At 34.6% G+C, this 20,410-nt stretch carries 18 protein-coding genes; 16 read left to right on the forward strand and 2 right to left on the reverse strand.

Features of this window, described 5'->3' with window-relative positions; genetic code table 11:
• The first annotated feature begins 44 nt into the window (after positions 1-44).
• Genes ABWU38_RS00480 through ABWU38_RS00500 form a run of 5 tightly spaced genes read left to right on the forward strand, consistent with a single transcriptional unit; the run spans position 45 to position 3,617 of the window.
• Positions 45-704, forward strand: a complete 660-nt coding sequence (locus ABWU38_RS00480) for a CADD family putative folate metabolism protein (RefSeq protein ID WP_253309584.1) — start codon at positions 45-47, stop codon at positions 702-704.
• A gap of 31 nt (positions 705-735) precedes the next feature.
• The gene (locus ABWU38_RS00485; RefSeq protein ID WP_253309583.1) at positions 736-1,131 is read left to right on the forward strand and encodes a dihydroneopterin aldolase; all 396 of its coding nucleotides are present in this window, start codon (positions 736-738) and stop codon (positions 1,129-1,131) included.
• On the forward strand, positions 1,131-2,411 hold the full coding sequence (folP, locus tag ABWU38_RS00490) for a dihydropteroate synthase (RefSeq protein ID WP_253309582.1): 1,281 nt from the start codon (positions 1,131-1,133) through the stop codon (positions 2,409-2,411). The genes ABWU38_RS00485 and folP overlap by 1 nt, the downstream gene beginning before the upstream one ends.
• Positions 2,408-2,887 carry a dihydrofolate reductase gene (locus ABWU38_RS00495; protein ID WP_264687902.1) on the forward strand — a complete coding sequence of 160 codons (480 nt, stop codon included), beginning with the start codon at positions 2,408-2,410 and terminating at the stop codon, positions 2,885-2,887. The genes folP and ABWU38_RS00495 overlap by 4 nt, the downstream gene beginning before the upstream one ends.
• A 1-nt stretch (position 2,888) precedes the next feature.
• On the forward strand, positions 2,889-3,617 hold the full coding sequence (locus tag ABWU38_RS00500) for a putative folate metabolism gamma-glutamate ligase (protein WP_353272292.1): 729 nt from the start codon (positions 2,889-2,891) through the stop codon (positions 3,615-3,617).
• Between the two features lie 1,144 nt (positions 3,618-4,761).
• Here ABWU38_RS00500 and trmB read toward each other — a convergent pair.
• Positions 4,762-5,427, reverse strand: coding sequence for a tRNA (guanosine(46)-N7)-methyltransferase TrmB (gene trmB, locus ABWU38_RS00505; RefSeq protein ID WP_253309594.1), 666 nt, complete (start codon positions 5,425-5,427; stop codon positions 4,762-4,764).
• Between the two features lie 147 nt (positions 5,428-5,574).
• On the opposite strand from trmB, the gene ABWU38_RS00510 reads away from it, so the two are divergent.
• From ABWU38_RS00510 to ABWU38_RS00520, 3 genes are all read left to right on the forward strand, one after another.
• Positions 5,575-7,227, forward strand: coding sequence for a 30S ribosomal protein S1 (locus tag ABWU38_RS00510; RefSeq protein WP_353272293.1), 1,653 nt, complete (start codon positions 5,575-5,577; stop codon positions 7,225-7,227).
• A gap of 29 nt (positions 7,228-7,256) precedes the next feature.
• Complete coding sequence (locus ABWU38_RS00515) at positions 7,257-7,535, forward strand: HU family DNA-binding protein (protein ID WP_010963035.1); 279 nt, start codon at positions 7,257-7,259, stop codon at positions 7,533-7,535.
• 72 nt (positions 7,536-7,607) lie between these two features.
• On the forward strand, positions 7,608-7,934 hold the full coding sequence (locus tag ABWU38_RS00520; RefSeq protein ID WP_182183710.1) for a cell division protein ZapA: 327 nt from the start codon (positions 7,608-7,610) through the stop codon (positions 7,932-7,934).
• Here ABWU38_RS00520 and ABWU38_RS00525 read toward each other — a convergent pair.
• Positions 7,909-8,187: a succinate dehydrogenase assembly factor 2 gene (locus ABWU38_RS00525; RefSeq protein WP_182158663.1), complete on the reverse strand. Its 279-nt coding sequence runs from the start codon at positions 8,185-8,187 to the stop codon at positions 7,909-7,911. The two genes, ABWU38_RS00520 and ABWU38_RS00525, sit on opposite strands and share 26 nt — an antisense overlap.
• Before the next feature lie 100 nt (positions 8,188-8,287).
• Here ABWU38_RS00525 and rseP point away from each other — a divergent pair, with 100 nt between their 5' ends.
• From rseP to surE, 8 genes are all read left to right on the forward strand, one after another.
• Positions 8,288-9,406: an RIP metalloprotease RseP gene (rseP, locus tag ABWU38_RS00530; protein ID WP_253309598.1), complete on the forward strand. Its 1,119-nt coding sequence runs from the start codon at positions 8,288-8,290 to the stop codon at positions 9,404-9,406.
• A 7-nt stretch (positions 9,407-9,413) separates the two neighbouring features.
• Positions 9,414-11,750, forward strand: coding sequence for an outer membrane protein assembly factor BamA (gene bamA / locus ABWU38_RS00535; RefSeq protein WP_253309599.1), 2,337 nt, complete (start codon positions 9,414-9,416; stop codon positions 11,748-11,750).
• Positions 11,751-12,302, forward strand: coding sequence for an OmpH family outer membrane protein (locus tag ABWU38_RS00540; RefSeq protein WP_253309600.1), 552 nt, complete (start codon positions 11,751-11,753; stop codon positions 12,300-12,302).
• A 4-nt stretch (positions 12,303-12,306) separates the two neighbouring features.
• Positions 12,307-12,747 carry a 3-hydroxyacyl-ACP dehydratase FabZ gene (fabZ, locus tag ABWU38_RS00545; protein ID WP_353272294.1) on the forward strand — a complete coding sequence of 147 codons (441 nt, stop codon included), beginning with the start codon at positions 12,307-12,309 and terminating at the stop codon, positions 12,745-12,747.
• A gap of 29 nt (positions 12,748-12,776) precedes the next feature.
• The gene (locus tag ABWU38_RS00550) at positions 12,777-15,620 is read left to right on the forward strand and encodes an FAD-dependent oxidoreductase (protein ID WP_265017471.1); all 2,844 of its coding nucleotides are present in this window, start codon (positions 12,777-12,779) and stop codon (positions 15,618-15,620) included.
• 303 nt (positions 15,621-15,923) lie between these two features.
• Entirely contained in the window at positions 15,924-17,483 is a 1,560-nt protein-coding gene (locus tag ABWU38_RS00555; protein WP_265016690.1) for a proton-conducting transporter membrane subunit, read from the forward strand.
• On the forward strand, positions 17,468-18,811 hold the full coding sequence (ffh, locus tag ABWU38_RS00560) for a signal recognition particle protein (RefSeq protein WP_353272295.1): 1,344 nt from the start codon (positions 17,468-17,470) through the stop codon (positions 18,809-18,811). Before ABWU38_RS00555 ends, ffh begins: the two co-directional genes overlap by 16 nt.
• Before the next feature lie 846 nt (positions 18,812-19,657).
• Complete coding sequence (gene surE / locus ABWU38_RS00565; RefSeq protein ID WP_353272296.1) at positions 19,658-20,410, forward strand: 5'/3'-nucleotidase SurE; 753 nt, start codon at positions 19,658-19,660, stop codon at positions 20,408-20,410.

Consider the following 20,410-nt stretch of genomic DNA (forward strand, 5'->3'; position numbering starts at 1 on the left):
AAACTATAGTATATGAATTATATGTTGATATAATAGAGGAAATAATGGAATTTACTAAATCTTTGAATAATAAGTTAGATGAGTTGCACTTACTAAATCATCCATTCTACCAATCATGGAATACAGGAAGCTTAAGCTTGCAAGCTTTACAAACCTATGCTAAAGAATATTATCACCACGTTGCTGCGTTTCCTCGTTATATCAGTGGTATACATTTTTTGTGCCCAGATCTAAAAATGCGACAGGTTTTGCTTGGTAATTTGATAGAAGAAGAACAAGGTGATGAAAATCACCCAGAGTTATGGAAACGTTTTGCTGAAGGGCTTGGTGTAACACGGTCTGATCTCCATAAGGATGCACAGATTAAAGAGACACAGGAGTTAGTTGATGGTTACTTTGATATTGTACGATCAGACTTTGCTTCCGGTTTGGGTGCACTTTATGCTTATGAACGTCAAACTCCAGAGGTTTCTAAGTCTAAAATTGAAGGTTTAAAAAAACACTATTCAATAAGTGATGAGCGTTCTCTTCAATTTTTTACGGTTCATATGCATGCTGATGAATGGCATTCTGAGGAATGTGCAAATCTTATTGCAGACTTAAGCGAAGAAGAGCAAGAGAAAGCCATGCAAGGCGCTAAAAAAGGAGCAAAACTCTTGTGGGGTTTTCTTGACGGGATGATGAACGCTAGTGTGTGTCATTAATTGTAAGTAGATTAAACTCAGTGATATTAAAATGCAATGTAATCTTCTTATATCTGACCTGCGGCTTTGGGTTCATTTAGGATGTAGTGCAGAAGAGAAGTTTCATTCTCAATTAGTTAGTGTTAATATTGATTTTACCTTTAAATCCCCCCCTTTAGGACTTACAACTGACCGGCTTGAGGATACTATATGCTACTTGGAGGTAGTTCAGAGTATTCAATCTCTCGTTCAAAGCAAGCAATTCAATTTAATCGAGCACTTAACCCATGATATATACAGAGCCATTAATAATCTTTTGGTGCAAAAAAAACATATTATTTCTTCCATAAGAGTGACTACTCACAAAGTTGCACCACCCGTTCCCGGTGTGCATGGAGGTGTTCTCTTTACTTATTGTAATACATTACAAGAACAGGAAGATAACTAATGATCTATATTTCTATTGGCTCAAATATAGGAAATCGCTTTTCCCATTTACAAAGGGCTGCTCAGTTACTAAAGGAACGCTATTTTAAAGATTTAAAGTCTTCGATCATTCTAGAAACTAAGGCCATTTTACCAAACGGTGCTCCACCTGAGTGGGATAAGCCATTTCTCAACATGATTGTCTATGGAAGTTGTTCTTCTTCTCCCGAAGAGCTATTAAAAGGTCTAAAACAAATTGAGTGTGATATTGGCCGTTCGCAGGTCTATGAAAAGTGGGCACCTCGCGTTATTGATTTGGATATTTTGTTATGGGATGATCTAACGCTCGATACACCCTACCTTAGAATTCCTCACCCAGAATTGATAAACAGACCATTTTTGCTTCACTTGATGGCAATGCTGAGCCCCATGGCAGTAGTTAACAAAACGTTTGGTACTGTTAACCCTAACATTAAGGATTGCTTTTTAAGGAGTTTTACGCTTTCGCCAGAGCTTGTAGGTATTGTCAATATTACTCCTGATTCATTTTCAGATGGTGGTCTTTATTATGATTCAGATCAAGCAACCAAGCAGGCACTGCGGCTGTTATCAGATGGTGCAAGCATAGTTGAACTTGGTGCTCAATCAACAAGACCTGGATCTTTAATGCAGATCCCAGAGGAAGAGTATGCACGTCTAAAGCCAGTACTTGATAATCTTAGCGATTATATGAAAGCTGGCGATATTAAAGTCAGCATTGATAGTTTCTGGCCAGATGTTATTTTGAACGTTTTGGAGCACTACAACATTGCCTGGGTAAACGATCAGAAGGGAGATCTAGATGATAATACCTTAAAAGCAATTGCTAGCAGTGGATGTGGCATCGTTATTATGCACTCACTTTCCATACCACCACATAGAGACAACATTATCCCAAGTGACATTGATCCAATTGATAACATAAATAATTGGGCAGAAAGGAACATTAATAGATTACTAGCTCTAGGTTTTGATCAAAGCTCGATCATTATTGATCCTGGTATTGGTTTTGGCAAATCTATGTACCAGAATATCCAGATTTTACGCAGTATAGAAACGTTACAAAATTTTGGCTGCAAAGTTCTGGTTGGCCATTCTAGAAAGTCATTTATTTCTTCTTTTTCTACAGAACCTGTCTTTAACCGAGATTTAGAAACAATTGCTTTATCATCTGCATTGCACAACAAGGTTGATTTCCTTCGAGTGCATAATGTGCGTGATCACATGCGATTTTTTGCAGCTCAAGCTGCTTTACAGGGATGATAGTTATCGGAATTATGGCTGTTGATCCCAAGGGGGTAATTGGAATAAATAATGGATTGCCCTGGCATTATCCAAGTGAGTTAGATCATTTTCGTCAGGTGACTGACAAACAAGTTATTGTTATGGGAAGAAAAACATTTGAAATAGTACCCCAAAACATATTGAAGGATCGTATCCCTGTTGTTTTTTCTCGTAACAAGTTAAGTTCTTGTTTTAATAGAGGTATAAAGTGCACTATTATTTCTTCTATGCAAGAGTTTTTGTCAATCCAAAGTAGTTCTAAAGTCTTTATGATTGGTGGAGCACAAATAGCGCACCTTTTTTTGGAGTATGATCTAATCTCAGAGTTTATCATAACAGAAATTCACAGACTTTATAAAGGTGATGTATATTTCAACTTAACACTTCTTGATGGATGGTATAAAACCGCTCTTGCTCAAACAAAAGATTATACTATATGCAGGCTAACACGTTAATATGCATGTTGAAGCAATTTACACCCATCGTATTGAATGCGGCGAGTTATTAGAAGCAGTTCTTGATCGCTATGTTTCAAATTTGTTAAAAGAGGAAGTTGTTCTTGCTATCACATCAAAAAGCATTTCCATTTGTCAAAAACAAGTGGTTTGCAAAACTGCTTGTTCTAAAGAAGAGCTAATCAAAAGGGAAGCTGATGCAGTTGTTGATGTGGCTCACAGTATCTGTTTAACGATTAAAGATAATATCTTAATTCCATCTGCTGGTATTGATGAATCAAATGGTAATGAGGTATATATTCTATATCCAAAAGATGTTCAGAAAACAGCTCTGTCAATATGGAATTATCTCAAGACAAAACACTGCATAAAACATCTTGGTATTTTGATTACAGATAGTAATGTAACACCTATGCGTCGTGGGATTACGGGCGTTGCTCTTGGTTGGTGTGGATTTGAACCACTTTATTCCTATATAGGCAAGCCAGATCTTTATAATCAATCACTGCAAGTAACACAAGTCAATCTTCTTGATGCACTGGCAACATCTGCTGTTTTAGTTATGGGAGAAGGGGCAGAGCAAACACCAATGGCAATAATTAGTGGTGCACCAAAGGTTCACTTTCTTACTCGTCCGCCAACTACAAAAGAAGAAAAAAGTGTTAAGATATCTATGAAAAAAGATCTTTACTCTCCTCTCCTCATGGGAGCCCGCTGGTTAAAGAGTTAAAGAGAAACTTAAAAATCTGCTATTAGACTTCTTGCATAACCATATAACGAACTTTTATTGGGAATAGAAACGAAAAAACTTACTTGACACCCTTCGCCAGCCCCCTTATTATGATAGTGAAGGTATTCAGTTATCTTCATCTGTGCAGATTAAACAGCAAGAAAACAACGTAGTTGGCGTCTTATTTTTAATTTTTTGCACTATGTGCACCTTATGTCTTCACAACATTTCTGGGTTTTTACCTATATAAGCTGAAACGCGCTTATAAGTCGTTTAAGACAGTATAGTACGCCAATTTGCAGGATTAGAGAGTGACAACTAGCTAACACGGGGTTTCTTTTGCCTTTTTTTCTGCTTAGTAAATTTCTTAAACATTTAAACAAAGGTGAGTTGCATTTAAAAGCAGCTAAATTGCAGTGTTTAAGACTTAAAAAACGCCAATACTGAAAGTAGACAATGACTAGGGCTTCTTTTGCCTTTTTTTTGTTTGGTAAATTTCTTAATATTTATAGTTAAACGACAACCGTCATACCGCTACGTGTTAGCGGAATCTATGCCGAGATACCGCGAATGAATCGCGGTATGACGGTTCGTGGCGGCATGACGATAAGCTCGTCATCCCGCTACGTGTTAGCGGGATCTATGCTAAGAGATACCGTGACGGTATGACGGTTCGCGGCGGCATAACGATAAGCTCGTCATCCCGCTGCTTATTAGCGGCTAAGAGATACCGCGGCGGTATAGTAACTCGTCATCCCGCTGCTTGTTAGCGGCTAAGAGATACCGTGACGGTATGACGGTTCGCGGCGGCATGACGAGAAAGGGGCTACTCGGATGACAACAAAGGGCTACTTGGATGACACCCTCTTGGATGGAAGCCAGTGTCAGCTACTTTCATGACACCATTCTTTTTTCTGGATTCAAGTAGTCAGGGCACTGCCGTCTTGGATGGAAAGGCTGGATCCAAGTAGTCATACCAATGTCTCCTATTTGACTGGTCAACAATGAGAATTGGTATTAGTTTGGGTTATGCAAGAAGTCTATTCCTTCATAAGGAGAAGTAGTTAAAGGAATTTACTCTATTTCTCCCTCTTTTTTTATTATTTTTAATCTATAGTTAACGTAAAAGAGATATGCAAAAACTCTATTGATCCATAGTCTGCAAATTATTAATAACACTTACTTTAAAGAACCTTACTTTACGCTGATCTTTGAGCGCTCTTTTGTGGTATTTTGTAAGAGTATAACTTGTGAAATCGTCTTCCCTATAGATTAAAGAGTTACACTGCTTTATATGTGATGCTATCCACTCTGCATAGTCCTGATGATCGGTTGCAATGAATATTTCCCCTGTTATAAGTATTTTTTTTGCTAATAAATTTAAAAATTCCGTATTAATTAATCGTCTTTTATTGTGACTTCTTTTTGGCCATGGATCTGGAAAGAGAATAAAGAATCTTTCAACACTGTTGTCAGGAAAATTTGCAATCAATTCTCTTGCATCTTCTGTCCATATTAAAATGTTTTTTATGTTTTGTATTTCTATGTTTGTTAGCAAGCGAGAAACCCCCTTTAAGTAGGGCTCACATCCTATAAATAATAGATCAGGTTCATTGAGCACCTGGTAAAGCATATTTTCACCGTTGCCAAAGCCTATTTCTACCCATATTCTTTTTCGTGAATTTACAATCTTCTCTATAGATTCCTTGCTGTTTTGAATAGAATATTTTTCCAATATTTCATCAACATCCGGTTTTAACCTGGACCTTCTGGAGAACGATCTAATCCACTTGCTATTCTTAAATAGCATATTCTTGATACATATATAATTTTCTCACTATATTTTATATAGCTTAAACAATTCTCGAAATGAATTAACGAAAAATTACTTGTCAATAATTATTAATATTATATAATATATGAGTTCTAATAAAGTTTAAATTAAAGGTCACATTGCATGAATAATAATGATCCAGTTGTAAATCTACCGGTTACTATCAGAAAGCTATCATCAAACAAGTTTATAGAAGAGATATGTCAAGGCCAATTTGAGGATCAAGATAATGCCTTGTTTGAAGATTCTTTTGTTAACAAAATTAAAGAAGGAGATGTGGTAGAAGGTGTAATTACAAGAATAAACCCTAACGACGTTGTGGTTGATATTGGTTTAAAGTCTGACGGGAGAATTCTGATCAAGGAACTCGGTTGTAATGATGAGATCATTATTGGCTCGAAAATTAGAGTTTATGTGGAAAGAATTGAAGATTATCATGGTAATGTTGTTCTTAGCCGTGAAAAAGCAATTAGAGACGAGAAATGGAATAAGTTGGAAGAAGATACAGTTACAAGAGCTGAAGTAAGCGGAGTTATTAAACTCTCAATTAAATGTGGTTTTATTGTTGATCTTGGTGACGGAATAAGCGCTTTTTTACCGCTGAGTCATGTGGATTTGAAGCAAGTAAAAGACGCGAAGCACCTTATTGAAACTGAACAAAAGTTCATCGTGCTTAAAATGGATAAGAAGCAAGGTAATATTGTAGTATCAAGAAAGCTGGTGTTAGAAAAATTGCACGCTGGTGAAAAAATTAAATTTTTAGAATCTTTAAATGAAGGCGATATAATAGAAGGAAAAATAAAAAGCATCACTCATTACGGTGTATTTGTCGGTATTCATGAATCAGATGTAGTGGGAGTTATAGATGGATTGCTACATATTACAGATATCTCTTGGAGTAGAGTGAGTCATCCATCTGCAGTTTTTGCTTGTGGCCAGACTATAAAAGTTAAAATTATAAAAATAGATAAGGAAAATGCTAAAATTTCCTTGGGTGTGAAGCAGCTAGAAGATAGCCCTTGGCAAGATGCAGAGTCAAAATATCCAGTTGATAGTGTGCATAAGGGTTATGTAACAAGCATAGAAGATTATGGATTGTTTGTTGAGCTTAGACCTGGAATTGAAGGTTTAGTGCACTCGTCAGAAATAACTTGGGTTAAGAGTAATTTACCAGTTAGTAGTCTTGTAACAAGGGGACAAGAAGTATATGTAAAAATTCTCAGTATTGACATTGCTAAGAGTAGGATGAGTTTAAGCATGAAAAGGTGTGTAGACAACCCTTGGCAAGTATTTATCAAGAAATATCCTCCTGGTTCTATTGTTTCTGGTGAAGTGAAGAATAATACCGGCTCATATGTATCTGTTGCTTTCAATGATTCTGAAATAGATGAGAACGTAGAAGGGACAATATATGTGAAAGATTTAAGTTGGTCTAAAAATAGCTCAGATGAGATAAAGAAGTATAATGTAGGTGATAAAATAGAAGCAAAAGTAATAAGGGCTAACGTGAATCGGGCAAGAATTTATCTTGGAATAAAACAAATAGAGTATGATCCTCTTGAAGAACTGATAAAGAAAGTTAAGGTAGGCGATAAAATACAGGTTATTGTAGGTAAGAGAGAAGATAATGGACTGGTCGTTGAAGTTGAGAACGATGTAACCCTTCTAATAGATCAAGAGCATTTACCGGAAAATAAAAAGTTCTCTATATCAGAAAAAATAGAAGTTGAAGTATTGGGTGTTGAAGAATATAACATAGTATTATCTGCTAAGTGATAAGGTTTACTTATTTTGGCTTCATATAAATGGCAACAAAGTCTGATATAATAGCGAGGGTAGCAAAAAGACATCCTTTTTTAGATAAGATTGTTATAGCAGCTATAGTTGATAGATTTTTTGGGATACTTTCAAGCACATTGAAGCATCATAATAGAGTTGAAATTAGGGGGTTTGGTTCTTTTTCAGTTAGAAGTTATAACTTGAAAGAAACAAGCCATTTAATGTTACAGAAGTTTACAAAGAATCAATACTTTAAAACATATTTTCGTAGCAGTAAAAAATTATCTGATTTGATAAATGAATAAAAATTTATACCATAAATAAGATGAAAGTAGGGGTTTGAGTTTATACTGTACGATAGAAATTTTTAGCACCATATGCAAGTAGTAGAAATAGTTATACGTAATAACACATACAAAATATCTTGCGAAAGTGGGAAAAAGAGCCATTTATTACGTCTTGCTAATAGTTTTGACAAGCTAGTTGGTTCTGTATCTCAAAAAACTGGAGGTAAGGGTTCGGATGCATTAAATTTCTTACTTGCAGCGCTAATTCTTGAGGATAAAATTTTAGAATTAACAAAGCGGTTGGATGAAGCAAATCAAGAGCGCGAAAAGTATAGAAACGAGAAAAGAATAGAATATATTGAGGTACTAGATAAGGTAAATAAGATTATCACTAATCTTGAGTGCATAAAGGATTAGCTTCAATAAAGCAAGCAATTAAATTGACTATCTGACTATTTAAGCCAGGAGGGAGGTTTGTCTTACGAGTTATGTAACAATATAATTCGTAATCATCAAGATCAACTATTTTTTCGTATTCGATTAGTTCGCTCAAGGAAAATTTATCAAGATATTTCAATGCGAAATGCCCTAAAAGTATATCGGTTTCTTTGCAACCCCTATGCCAGCTTCTATACATCAATTTTCTTCTGAGTAGTGAGGTATCTGTCATTACAATTAAACTTTTTTTTAATTTAAAAGTTAAACTAAATACTTGTCAAGCGAGGCGCGTTTTAATATACTTAACATTTGTTTAAGATCTAAATATACAGGTGGAATTAATTTCTAATCTTATTCATCAATTTAGCGATGGAATATATTGTTTTTTGTCATTTGCCTTAATCATTTCTGTTATAGTGTTTGTGCATGAATATGGGCATTATGTTGTTGCCAAAGCATGCAAAGTTAAAGTTGAATCTTTTTCTATAGGTTTTGGTCCTGAAATTTTTGGTTTTAACGATAAGTCTGGAACTAGATGGAAACTAAGCGCTGTTCCATTGGGTGGTTATGTTAAAATGTTAGGGGATACTAATGCAGCGAGTGTCCCAGCTGATCAAAAAGAATTAACTGAAGAAGAAAAGTTGTATTCATTTCATACAAAACCGCGGTATAAAAAAGCAGCAGTGGTTTTTGCAGGACCTTTTGCAAATATGATACTTGCTGTTATAGCTTTTACAATATTTTTTAGCACGGCAGGTTATTACCGCACTCCACCGGTGATTAGGGATGTAATTGAAGGAAGTGCAGCCAAACAAGCTGGCCTATTACCAGGTGACACTATTACACAAATCAATGAACATAAAATAAAATACTTTGAAGATATTTCACGTGTGATAATGTCGCACCCCAAGACGAGAATGGAAATTAAATATAGCAGAAATAATGAGGAGCGTAGAACTAGCCTGACTCCATTGACAATTGAGAGTAGAGATGTTTTTGGCAACATAATAGAAAGAGAAACTATAGGGATTATTTCAGTCAATACATTAAAGCAGTCATCTTTTCTTGGGGCTGTGAGCTTATCAGTAAGTGAAACTTACCACACTATGTGCTTAACGATCAAAGCTATCTTTCAAATTATCGTTGGTAAGAGAAGTGCAAGTGAAATAGGTGGACCAATAAAAATTGCAAAATATTCAGGGCAATCAGCCAAAAAAGGATTTATTATGGTTGTGTATCTCATGGCAATTATTTCAGCTAATTTAGCTGCGATTAACTTGCTACCAATTCCGCTACTGGATGGTGGGCATTTATTTCGTTATATTATAGAAGCAGTTATACGTAGAGATTTAAGTTTGAAATATCAAAAATATGAGGCTACCTTTGGTGCTTTCATTTTGTTCTTGCTGATGGCAATTGCAATTTCGAATGATATTAGGAGTCTTTTTTAAAATAAATATGAAAAAGCTATTTTACATACTAATAGTAATTTTTATCTCCTTTCCCGCTCTACTTGTTGCTTTAGAAAATAAGGAAAAAGTACAGATAAAAGATATCAAATGCATTGGCAATGAGCGAGTAAGCAATCAAACAATAGGGTTTTATATAAAGTTAGAACCTGGTAGCTATGTAGACGACGATGATATAGATTCGATTATAAAAGGTTTATATAAAACAAAGTTGTTTGCTAGTGTTAACGCTTATATCGATGATAAAAAAAATTTAGTAGTAAAAATTCAAGAAAATCCACTAATTAACAAGATAATATTAAAGGGTAATAAATTATTTAACAGCAAAGAGCTGCTAAATAATGTAATTCAATCAAAATCGCTAACTATTTTCACTGAAACAAAATTGCAAAACGATTTAATGAATTTAATCACTACTTATAGAAATAACGGTAAGGTTGGTGTTAACGTTGCATATGAGCTGAATAAGCTTGATAGTAATAGGGTCAATCTAATTTTTAAAATAAAAGAAGGTAAAACCTCTAAAATTAAGGATATAAGATTTATAGGTAACAAAAACTTTTCTGAAAACGAGCTAGAGCAAGCTATTAAAGTGCATAGTAATGACATATTTAGTAAGTTATTTAGAGCCATGTTTAAGGGCGGAACTCGTTATTCACCACAATATTTATTGATTAACACAGAATTGCTCGATCGTTTTTATTCGTCTAAGGGATATATTCAAAATAATATTCAACCGATTGTTGAGATTGATAATAACAATCAGATAGAATTGACTTTTTTGATTGACGAAGGACAGCAATATTTGTTTGGAAATAATGAGGTTAATATTGAAACTGAAATTCAGGATTTAAGCCTAAAAGAAGAAATATTGGACTTTATAACAGAGGAAAACGATAAGATATTTAATAGAGTTAAAATTAATAATACAGTAGAAAAAATAAACAAGTATTTAAATGAGAAAGGATATATATTTGCAAAAGTTAATCCAGAGTATGCACAACGTGACAATGTTGTAGATGTGACCTACAGAGTGCTGCCGGGTAAAAAGATTTATATAAATCAAATTACAATTGATGGTAACGATCGCACTTTAGATAAAGTGATCAGAAGTAAGCTAAGTGTTGCAGAAGGTGATGCATACAATATATCTGAGATTCAAAAATCACGTAAAAAACTAATTAGTAGTGATTTTTTTGAAACAGTGAAAGTAAATAGTTACGCAGTTAATGACAATGCAGTAAATCTTGACTTAAATGTTAAAGAAAAAAGAACTGCTTCATTATCTTTAGCAGGAGGTATGTCCTTTCCTGGTGGAGCATTTGTAAAAACTGATTTCACAGATCGTAATTTATTTGGTAGTGGTAAAGAGCTCTCTTTTGCTCTTGAGAAAAATCAATATTCACTTTCTACTAATGTAGAGGTTGTTGAAAATAATTTTAACGATTCTGATACATCACTAGGTGTGGGCGTATTTTATGAAAAACAAGATAAACCACACACTAGCTTCGACAGTTGTGACATGGGGTTTTCAACAAAATTATCATACAAAGTTATAGAAAACTTAACTAATTCCATTCGCTACTCTTACAAGTATAACCGTATACATATGGATAATAAGGATGGAAAAGACAATGACATCTCTGATATAATAAAGGGGCAAGAAGGTGAACATCAGATTTCATCAGTAGGATACACATTAGCGTATAATAAACTGGATAACCTCTATACTCCAAAAGAAGGGTATTTACTGCGCTTAAGTCAGGATATTTCAGGATTGGGAGGGAATGTAAACTTCCTAAAATCTGAGTTCTTGTCTTTTTACACGCATCCTATATTAAGTAAAATTGACGATAGCATAATACTACGCTTTAAGATGGCAGCAGGTCATATTTTTTCTTATACCGATGAAGATCTAAACATTGGCCAGCACTTTTTTAAAGGGGGTAATGAGATTAGAGGGTTTGACCTTTCCGGCATTGGACCAAGAGCAGAAGACAAAAATAAAAGCTCATTGGGAGGCAAAACTTATTTTAATTTAACACAGCAAGTAGATTTTCCACTACCCAAACTATATGACTATGCTGGTATCAAAGGCTCATTATTTGTTGACTATGCAACACTTTTTGGCTTAGATGATAAAAATGAGAAATATAAAGATCCATATAATGATAGTAAGCTTATAAGAGTGTCACCAGGTTTTGGCTTTTCAATGCCTTCTCCTTTTGGTAGACTTAGATTAGATTTTGGGTTTCCTTTAGTAAAGGAATCTTATGATATAATACCATCACCAAATGTTAAGTTTTCTATTGAAGCGGGGATTTGAATGAAATATATACAGTTATTTATATCAGTTATTGCCTTAATTATTTCCTTATTTGTGGGGTATAAGTTTGCAGGATATCAACCTCAGAACACAAAGGCTGCCATTATTGATAGTGATAAAGTTATCAATGAATCTCTTGCTCTGCGAAACATACAACAACAAATAAAGGAGCAGAATTCTAGATTACAACAAGAATTTGAAAGTGAGTTAGAAAAACTTAAGCCATCAAAAGAAGAATTTGAACTTTTGTCAGAAGAAGCAAAAAAGGAAAAGACAGAACAGTTTAATAAGCATACTGTAAATGCTAGAGATGCTTACGCTGAAAAAATGTTGTATTTAGAAGAAAGTTATAGAGATGCAGTAGAGAGTGTTTTTAACAAGATAAAAGAAGTTGCTAAAAAAACGGCAGAAAAAAACAACATAGATTTAGTACTATTTATTTCAAAAAAGAAACAAGTTTTATACTCTATGGATGAAGTTGATTTATCGGATATGGTATTAAACAATATAAACAAGGAAATACCTGAATTTGCTTTAAAAGGCATTGAGTAGGCTTATGCAATTTAATATCAGTGATATTATAAAAATACTACCACATTCTTATCCGTTTCTCTTAGTAGATAGGGTTATAGAGTGTGATCCTGGTAAAAGTATAAAAGCAATCAAAAATGTGACTTTTAATGAGCCATTTTTTATTGGTCATTTCCATGGTCATCCAATAATGCCAGGAGTCTTGATAATTGAATCGCTAGCTCAAGCATCTGCTATATGTGTTCTTGGTAAAGAAAGTCAAGGTACAATAGAAAACAAAGCTATTTACTTTATGTCTATTGAAAATGCAAAATTCAGAAAGCCAGTCACTCCAGGGGACACACTGATTCTGCAAGCTAATGTTAAAAACGCACGTTTAAGTGCATGTAAATTTGAGTGTATTGCGTGTGTTGGTGAAGAAAAGGTTGCAGAAGCAACGATTTTAGCTATGCTACAAAATACGTAATATACAAAAGACAGTGTGCATACTATATAATGCAGCTTAATATCTCATTTTCAAATTTATATACTCGCAGTGGATTAATAAAATTGGATGAGACATTTTTGAATTATATTAAATCATGTGATGAAAGCTTGTTTTGTTCATTAATTGAAGCAAGGAAAAATCAGATTGGTGATAGCCAGTTAATAATAGACCTCTCATATTTATTTGACGAGTTTATTGCAAAACTTTTCAACATTGAAAAAGAAATAGAAGAGCTAAAGAAAAAACACAATGACTTTGCTGTGATATATAAATGCAAAAGGTTATTTGTCCAACGCTACGCATTGAAGAAATACATTAATGTGGCGAATATAGATATTACTAACAAACTAAGTCATTTTCTCACTTTGCCAACAACAGAAAAAAATTTTGCCGAGCAGGTGATGCATTGGTTTGAAGATAAAGAAAATCACAAAGAAGAAATAGAACTTGCGGCACAATATGCAGTGTGGAGAGTAAAAAATAAACGGAGTATACTCTTTAGTATCCATAGGAAAATTGACCATGAAAATCTCATACCATTTTCTAAAAAAGAAGTAGACAAAGTTGAAGTGCTGTATTCAAATGAAGTAAAAAGACGATATGGTTTTGATCTAACAAGCAAAAAGGTGAGTTTGAACAAAGCATTAGATAACGCTCACTACTGCATATTCTGTCACAAGCAAAATAAGGACAGCTGCTCAAAGGGGCTAATTAATAACGACAATACTTTTAAACAGTCCCCACTAAAAGTTGAGCTGCATGGCTGTCCACTAGAACAGAAAATATCAGAAATGAATCTGGTGAAAAGCGAAGGTTACAGCATAGCAAGCCTTGCAATTGTGATGATAGATAACCCATTATGTGCGGCTACTGGGCACAGAATATGCAATGACTGCATGAACTCGTGCATATATCAGAAACAAGAACCCGTGAATGTGCCAATGATTGAAACAAGGATTTTGGATGATGTGCTTAGTTTACCGTACGGATTTGAAATATATTCTCTGCTCAGCCGTTGGAATCCTTTAAATTTTCAGCGTTCATTGCCAAGGGAAAACACCGGAAAAAACGTTCTAGTTGTAGGCCTTGGTCCTGCTGGTTTTAATTTAGCTCATCATTTGTTGAATGATGGGCATAACGTTATCGCCATTGATGGACTAAAGATTGAACCTTTAATCGATAATTTCCAGCTAATTAAAGATTTTGAACACGAAAAATTGAGTGAACGCACGGCAGGTGGGTTTGGTGGAGTGGCAGAATATGGCATTACTTCTAGGTGGGATAAAAATTACTTAAAAATTATCAGGTTATTACTAGAAAGACGTGAAAATTTTGCAATTTATGGCGGCATTCGTTTTGGTGGCACAATTACCGTGAAAGATAGCTTCAATCTAGGTTTTGATCACATCGCCTTGGCGCTTGGCTCAGGTAAGCCTCGAATGATAAAAATAAAGAATATGCTAGCTCGTGGAGTGCGTATGGCATCTGACTTTCTTATGTCGTTACAACTGACTGGCGCTCTTAAATTTGATTCTATAGCAAATCTGCAAGTTCGTATGCCGATAGTTGTAATAGGGGCTGGGCTTACTGCAATTGACACTGCTACTGAAGCTTTAGCGTATTATCCAATTCAAGTAGAAAAATTTCTTCTTCGTTACGAGGTATTAGTTGGTAAATATGGAAAAGACTATGTTGAAAAAGATTGGACAGAGGAAGAGCGCGAAATTGCGAATGAGTTTATATCGCACGCACAATTGATCCGAGAAAAGCAAAAGTTAGCAAAAAAAGAGAGTAGAGAAATAAAAATATTAGAGTTAATGCAGAGTTTGGGGGGAGTGAAAGTTGTATATAGAAAAGAGCTAAAAGATTCGCCAAGTTATCGATTAAATAGCGAAGAGGTGCAAAATGCACTGTCAGAAGGGATTTACTTTATTGAAAACTTAGAGCCAGTTGAAGTTGTGACGGATAAATATAATCATGCTGAATCAATAAAACTAATAGACACAAAATCCGGCGAAATCAAATGCATGAAAGCACGTTCTATTTTTATAGCAGCAGGTACTGAGCCAAATACAGTTATTGCAACAGAAGATAAAAAGCATTTTAAATTAAGCAATGGGTATTTTACTCATTTGAATTCATCAGGAAAAGAAATAGATCCAATATTTTCTCCTAAGATGCAGAATAAAGACAGAATATTAGTATATAAGCAAGGCAATAAAACAATTAGCTTTTTTGGTGATCTTCATCCTTCGTATAGCGGCAGCGTCGTGAAAGCTATGGCAAGTGCTAAGAACGGCTACCCTATTATTTCCCAGCTTTTGAATAGAGTTAATAGCTTCGTTTCTGTCACTCCAGCTAGAATCTCGGAGTCATATGCACAATTGTATGAATGTTGTAATGTAAGAGTAACTTTCACCAAAAAAGATGTCATCCAAGTAGCTGACACTGAGATCCAGAAAAAAAATGCGTGGTCAAGCGTTGAAGATCTGGCTAACAAAGAATTTTTCAATAAAATCAAAGAGCAATTCACTGCAAAGGTTATAAAAGTTCAATATTTAACAGACAAAGTTGTGGAAATAGTGATCAAAGCACCACTTGCGGCAAAGAATTTTAAACCTGGACAATTCTTTAGGTTGCAAAATTTTGAAACCAATAGCAGAAAAGCCAATAATACAAACCTTGCTATGGAAGGTATAGCCGTAACCGGCACTGAAGTAGACAAAAAAAAAGGAATTATTTCCACTATTGTGCTTGAAACTGGCGGTTCCACTAATTTATGTAAATGTTTTAAAGAAGGTGAACAAGTAATTCTTATGGGTCCAACTGGAAGCCCAACTGAGGTTTACTAAGTCTGGATATTAAAGTGATGCCAAATTTTATTTCAAAAAGTAAATAACTTACTAACGCTCGTGCACAAATTAAAAATAAATTATGCACGAGTGTAGCATTGTGAATTAAGAATGCTATATTAAAGCTTACCTCACTATTAAAGCTATCGGTCAGATTAGATTAAAAACCTAATCTGACCGGTTTCTCTATAACCCTCTAAACTCTGATATAATTATATGATAATTAGTTTAATTAGTGGTTAATATGCAAATTGATTTTATTCATATATTGAGATAGCATAAACCATATTGGTTTAAATTATTGTGCAACTTTGTAAATCGTCACTGTTACTCCTACTGACTATATTAATAGTTATAGTCCTAAAATTACCTGAAAATTTGAGCATTGCAGTAAATTGGTCTCTCCCAATTCTAGATTTTGATTTATCTTTTCGTATCATACTAATATCTTTTTTATCAGTTGCATTTTTAGCTGTTCTACCAGCACAAAATTTGACTTTTTCAGAGATGCTATCTTTTGCTGCTTACACTATTAGTTCACTTTATGCAGTTTTATCTGAACATATGATATTGGTTATAATATTCTGTGAATTAATGACCGTCAGTGCATTTTTTACTATCGCAGCTGGCTGTAGAGATAGTGGACCTGCAATAAGGTACGCTTGTGTACACTTTTTCGTTGGAGTTATATTAACAGCAGGATTGGCACTGCAAAGTACTAACCTGATAATTTTAGGTTTATTGATAAACTGCGCTTGTTTCCCTTTTTCGTTTTGGGTTGTTGATGCATATCCTGCTGCATCGCTACATGGCACTACATATCTCTCTTTATTTACCACTAAAGTCTCTTTTTTAGTGATGCTTTTACACACTTATAACCTATGGCAAGATTGTACTGAAATATTAGCGCTTGTAGGCGCCATCACTGCAATTTACAGCATTATATTTGCTTCTCTTGAGCAAAATATTCGTAGATTTTTATGCTATAATATTGTAGGACAAATGGGCTTGCTGATTATTGCAGGAGGTTTACTCAGCCCTTCGGAAAAGGCAATACCAATTTTGATACTGCATATAATCTTCTCTCTTGTTTATCAATCATTATTGTTTGTGGTCAGCAATTCGATTATTTCACGAACAAAAACAATTAGTTTTAATGGAGTAGGTAAACTGATGTCAGTGGAAGGCATGTGTGCTATAATCGCAATACTTACAATGGCTGCATTTCCTGGAACCGCTGGATTTATCAGTAAATCATATATCACAGCTGAAATTGAAATGAACACTGTTGCCTTAAAAGGGTATAAAAATTTATATAAGGTTCTAAATTTGCTGCTTCATTTAAGCGTGGGGCTAAAGTTTCTTTATTACTTATTTATTGCAAAAAGTAAGTCAAAACCTTTAGCAGAGAGGGGGAGCAAAATGACTATGATCATTTTAGCATTTATATGCGTAATCACTGGCAATCCTTACTTACCTATTTACAATAAATCTTCGATTTTCGATTTTGTGTACAACACAAAAAATATTTTGTCGCAATTTAATTTGTTATTATGTACCACTTTATTGTTTATTCCTTTACGCAAGTTATTTTACCCGAGAATAAATTTTAAAATGGATGTTGATTGGACTTTTAGAGCTTTCATACCCTATATTGTCTTGCTGTTCAATCAGTTAGTCTCTAAAACTAGAGAAATATTTGCCAGCGTAGTGCAAAACTTGACTAATTCACTTACTAGTTTATACTTTAATAATATTACTAAACTTAAAGAAGTGCTGGGTTATAACTCAGTGAGTTTTGTTTCAGCTTCTTCTCTCTTTTTAATGAGTATTCTACTAACGCTATTATGTTTAAATCGTTAACTGAAAGTTTAAATTCTGTATTTAGTAAACTAAGAGGAAAGTCGATCATTTCTGAAGATGATTTTAATCTTGCCATGCGTGAAATACGCATAGCCTTAATTGAAGCTGACGTTTCACTTGAAGTTACAAAAAAATTCATCAACGACATTAAAGATAAAGTGATTGGGGAAAAAGTCATAAAAAGTGTTTCTCCAGCACAAATGATAATTAAAATTGTGCAGGATAATTTAGTTGCAGTTCTCGGATCAGGGAAAAGTGACTTAAATCTAGCAGTTAAACCCCCTGCTGTGATTATGATGGTGGGCTTACAAGGTGCAGGTAAAACAACTACCTCAGGAAAGCTTGCTTTAAAGCTAAAAAAGCAAAAGAAAAAAGTGATGCTTGCCTCTTTAGACATTTATAGGCCGGCTGCCCAAAAACAACTTGAGGTGCTGGGTAAACAGATAGACGTACAAACTTTACCTACAGTAATAAATGAGGGGCCTATTGCAATTACAAAAAGGGCACTGGCAGCAGCAAAGAACGATAATTATGATGTATTAATACTAGACACCGCAGGCAGGCTTCATATTGACAATAATATGATGAATGAGTTGAAAGCCGTAAAGGAAATAGCTTCACCTGCAGAAGTTATTTTAGTAGCCGACGCAATGATAGGCCAGGATGCGGTCAACATTGCCAAATCATTCAATGAGGTAATAGGTGTAACCGGCATTATTCTCACCCGCGTTGATGGTGATGCACGTGGTGGTGCTGCTCTTTCTATGAAAATGATCACCGATTGTCCAATTAAATTTATTGCTTGTGGTGAAAAATTAAGTGACCTCGATGATTTTTATCCCGATAGAATTGCAAAAAGGATACTTAGCATGGGTGATGTTGTCTCATTGGTTGAAAAAGCTGCTGAGATTGTTGGTCAGGAAGAAATTGATAAGTTACAAAAGAAAGTAAAAAAGGGTAAATTCGACCTAAACGACCTAGTGGGAATGTTAAAAACTCTGAGTAAAATGGATGGCATTAGCAACATAATGAAATTCATCCCTAGTTCATTCACAAAAAAGCTAAGTAGCAGTGTGCCAGATGACAATAAAGTGAAAAAATATATAGCCATCATAAACTCAATGACCGAAAAAGAAAGGCAAAATCCAGATATTTTAAATGGCAAAAGAAGACTTAGAATTTCTAAGGGGTCCGGAACAAGTGTAACTGAAGTTAATCTTCTGATTAAGCAGTATAATCAAATGAGCTCTGTGGTAAATAAGTTCAGTAAAGTTGACCATAGTAAACTCAAAGAATCTGATTTGATGGATATGCTAAGCAGAAAGTAAGTCAGCAGGTAGTGGAATGAGACGATTGTCAGTAAACCTTTAGCTATATCAAAAGCGGCTTAGGTCTCGCAAAAAAATTTACAGCTTCTTGCTAGCCAAGAAATTTATTATTAATTTTAAGAAATACTATAGCTGATCCAAGCAACATGTCATACCGCGATTCATTCGCGGTATCTCAGCCGCTAACAAGAGATCCCGCTAACACGTAGCGGGATGACGGTTGTCGTTTAGCCATAAATATTTAAGAAATTTACCAAACAAAAAAAAAGGCAAAAGAAGCCCTAGTCATTGTCTATTTTCAGTATTGGCGTTTTTTTATGTTTTAAACGTTTAATAACCGCGACTCAGCTGCTTTTTAATGCAACTAACCTTTAGTCATAAATGTTTAAGAAATTTACTAAGCAGAAAAAAAGGCAAAAGAAACCCCGTGGTAATTAGTGTTCACTCTCTAATCCTGCAAATTGGCGTACTATACTGTCTTAAACGACTTATAAGCGCGTTTCAGCTTATATAGGTAAAAACCTAGAAATATTGTGAAGACATAAGGTGCACATAGTGCAAAAAATTAAAAATAAGACGCCAACTACGTTGTTTTCTTGCTGTTTAATCTGCACAGATGAAGATAACTGAATACCTTCAGTACCATGATAAGGGGGCTGGCGGAGTTTGTCAAGTAGGTTTTTTCGTTTCTATTGTAATGACAGTTATAGCCTGTGCAAGAAATCTATTGATTTACAGCAGGTTCTTTGTTACAGTTCATAGTTATGCAAAGAAACTTAAAGCCTCATGAGTTTATTTACAGCCAGTGATTTACATAATTTGGAACTGTATAGCTGAGTATTGTATATGATAATATTGATAACAAACGATGATGGCTTTGGAAGTGAAGGAATAAAATTACTCAAAGAGATTGCACGGAATTTTGCGTCAGAAATATGGATAGTGGCACCAGATACTGATAGAAGCGGGGCTGCAAGATCTCTTGATTATCCAGTGAAACAATCTATTGGAATAAACCAACATAGTGAAAGGGAATTTAGTGTGTCTGGTACTCCTGCAGATTGTGTCATTATTGCGCTAAATAAAGTTATGAATAAAAAACCAGACTTAATATTGTCCGGAGTAAATATTGGATCAAATGTCGGGGACGATATTTGTTATTCAGGAACAATTGGTGCTGTAATGGAAGGTGCTGCAAGGTCTATACCTTCTATTGCGCTGAGCCAAGTTTATCATGATAAAATAGACTGGCACAATACAAAGGTTTTTGCACCAAAGGTTATTGCCAAGCTAGTTAAGGTTGGTTGGCCTAAAAACATAGTGATGAGTGTAAATTTTCCTGCTACGGAAAAAGTAAAAGGAGTAGAATTTGCTGAACAAGGTGAATATAACATTGATGGGGATTTAACTTTTACTGAAAATTCGAATGGCTTTTTTAGCTTAAATTGGTCTCGAGAGCACTCAGGCAGTGGTAGTGTAAATAAAATAAAAAAAGGATTTATTACTATCACACCAGTAAAATTAGATTTTACAGATTATGATACATTGAATGCTATGAAAAATTCTTGTGCAGACGAATTTTCTTCTATAGCTGACTAA

Source organism: Wolbachia endosymbiont (group A) of Urophora cardui (assembly GCF_964028435.1).
Taxonomy (GTDB): Bacteria; Pseudomonadota; Alphaproteobacteria; order Rickettsiales; family Anaplasmataceae; genus Wolbachia.

Excerpts from the sequence above, each read along its gene's own strand:
- ABWU38_RS00480 (WP_253309584.1), top strand. The coding sequence starts at position 45 with ATGGAATTTACTAAATCTTTGAATAATAAGTTAGATGAGTTGCACTTA.
- ABWU38_RS00485 (WP_253309583.1), top strand. The coding sequence starts at position 736 with ATGCAATGTAATCTTCTTATATCTGACCTGCGGCTTTGGGTTCATTTA.
- folP (WP_253309582.1), top strand. The coding sequence starts at position 1,131 with ATGATCTATATTTCTATTGGCTCAAATATAGGAAATCGCTTTTCCCAT.
- ABWU38_RS00495 (WP_264687902.1), top strand. The coding sequence starts at position 2,408 with ATGATAGTTATCGGAATTATGGCTGTTGATCCCAAGGGGGTAATTGGA.
- ABWU38_RS00500 (WP_353272292.1), top strand. The coding sequence starts at position 2,889 with ATGCATGTTGAAGCAATTTACACCCATCGTATTGAATGCGGCGAGTTA.
- trmB (WP_253309594.1), bottom strand. The coding sequence starts at position 5,427 with ATGCTATTTAAGAATAGCAAGTGGATTAGATCGTTCTCCAGAAGGTCC.
- ABWU38_RS00510 (WP_353272293.1), top strand. The coding sequence starts at position 5,575 with ATGAATAATAATGATCCAGTTGTAAATCTACCGGTTACTATCAGAAAG.
- ABWU38_RS00515 (WP_010963035.1), top strand. The coding sequence starts at position 7,257 with ATGGCAACAAAGTCTGATATAATAGCGAGGGTAGCAAAAAGACATCCT.
- ABWU38_RS00520 (WP_182183710.1), top strand. The coding sequence starts at position 7,608 with ATGCAAGTAGTAGAAATAGTTATACGTAATAACACATACAAAATATCT.
- ABWU38_RS00525 (WP_182158663.1), bottom strand. The coding sequence starts at position 8,187 with ATGACAGATACCTCACTACTCAGAAGAAAATTGATGTATAGAAGCTGG.
- bamA (WP_253309599.1), top strand. The coding sequence starts at position 9,414 with ATGAAAAAGCTATTTTACATACTAATAGTAATTTTTATCTCCTTTCCC.
- ABWU38_RS00540 (WP_253309600.1), top strand. The coding sequence starts at position 11,751 with ATGAAATATATACAGTTATTTATATCAGTTATTGCCTTAATTATTTCC.
- fabZ (WP_353272294.1), top strand. The coding sequence starts at position 12,307 with ATGCAATTTAATATCAGTGATATTATAAAAATACTACCACATTCTTAT.
- ABWU38_RS00550 (WP_265017471.1), top strand. The coding sequence starts at position 12,777 with ATGCAGCTTAATATCTCATTTTCAAATTTATATACTCGCAGTGGATTA.
- ffh (WP_353272295.1), top strand. The coding sequence starts at position 17,468 with ATGTTTAAATCGTTAACTGAAAGTTTAAATTCTGTATTTAGTAAACTA.
- surE (WP_353272296.1), top strand. The coding sequence starts at position 19,658 with ATGATAATATTGATAACAAACGATGATGGCTTTGGAAGTGAAGGAATA.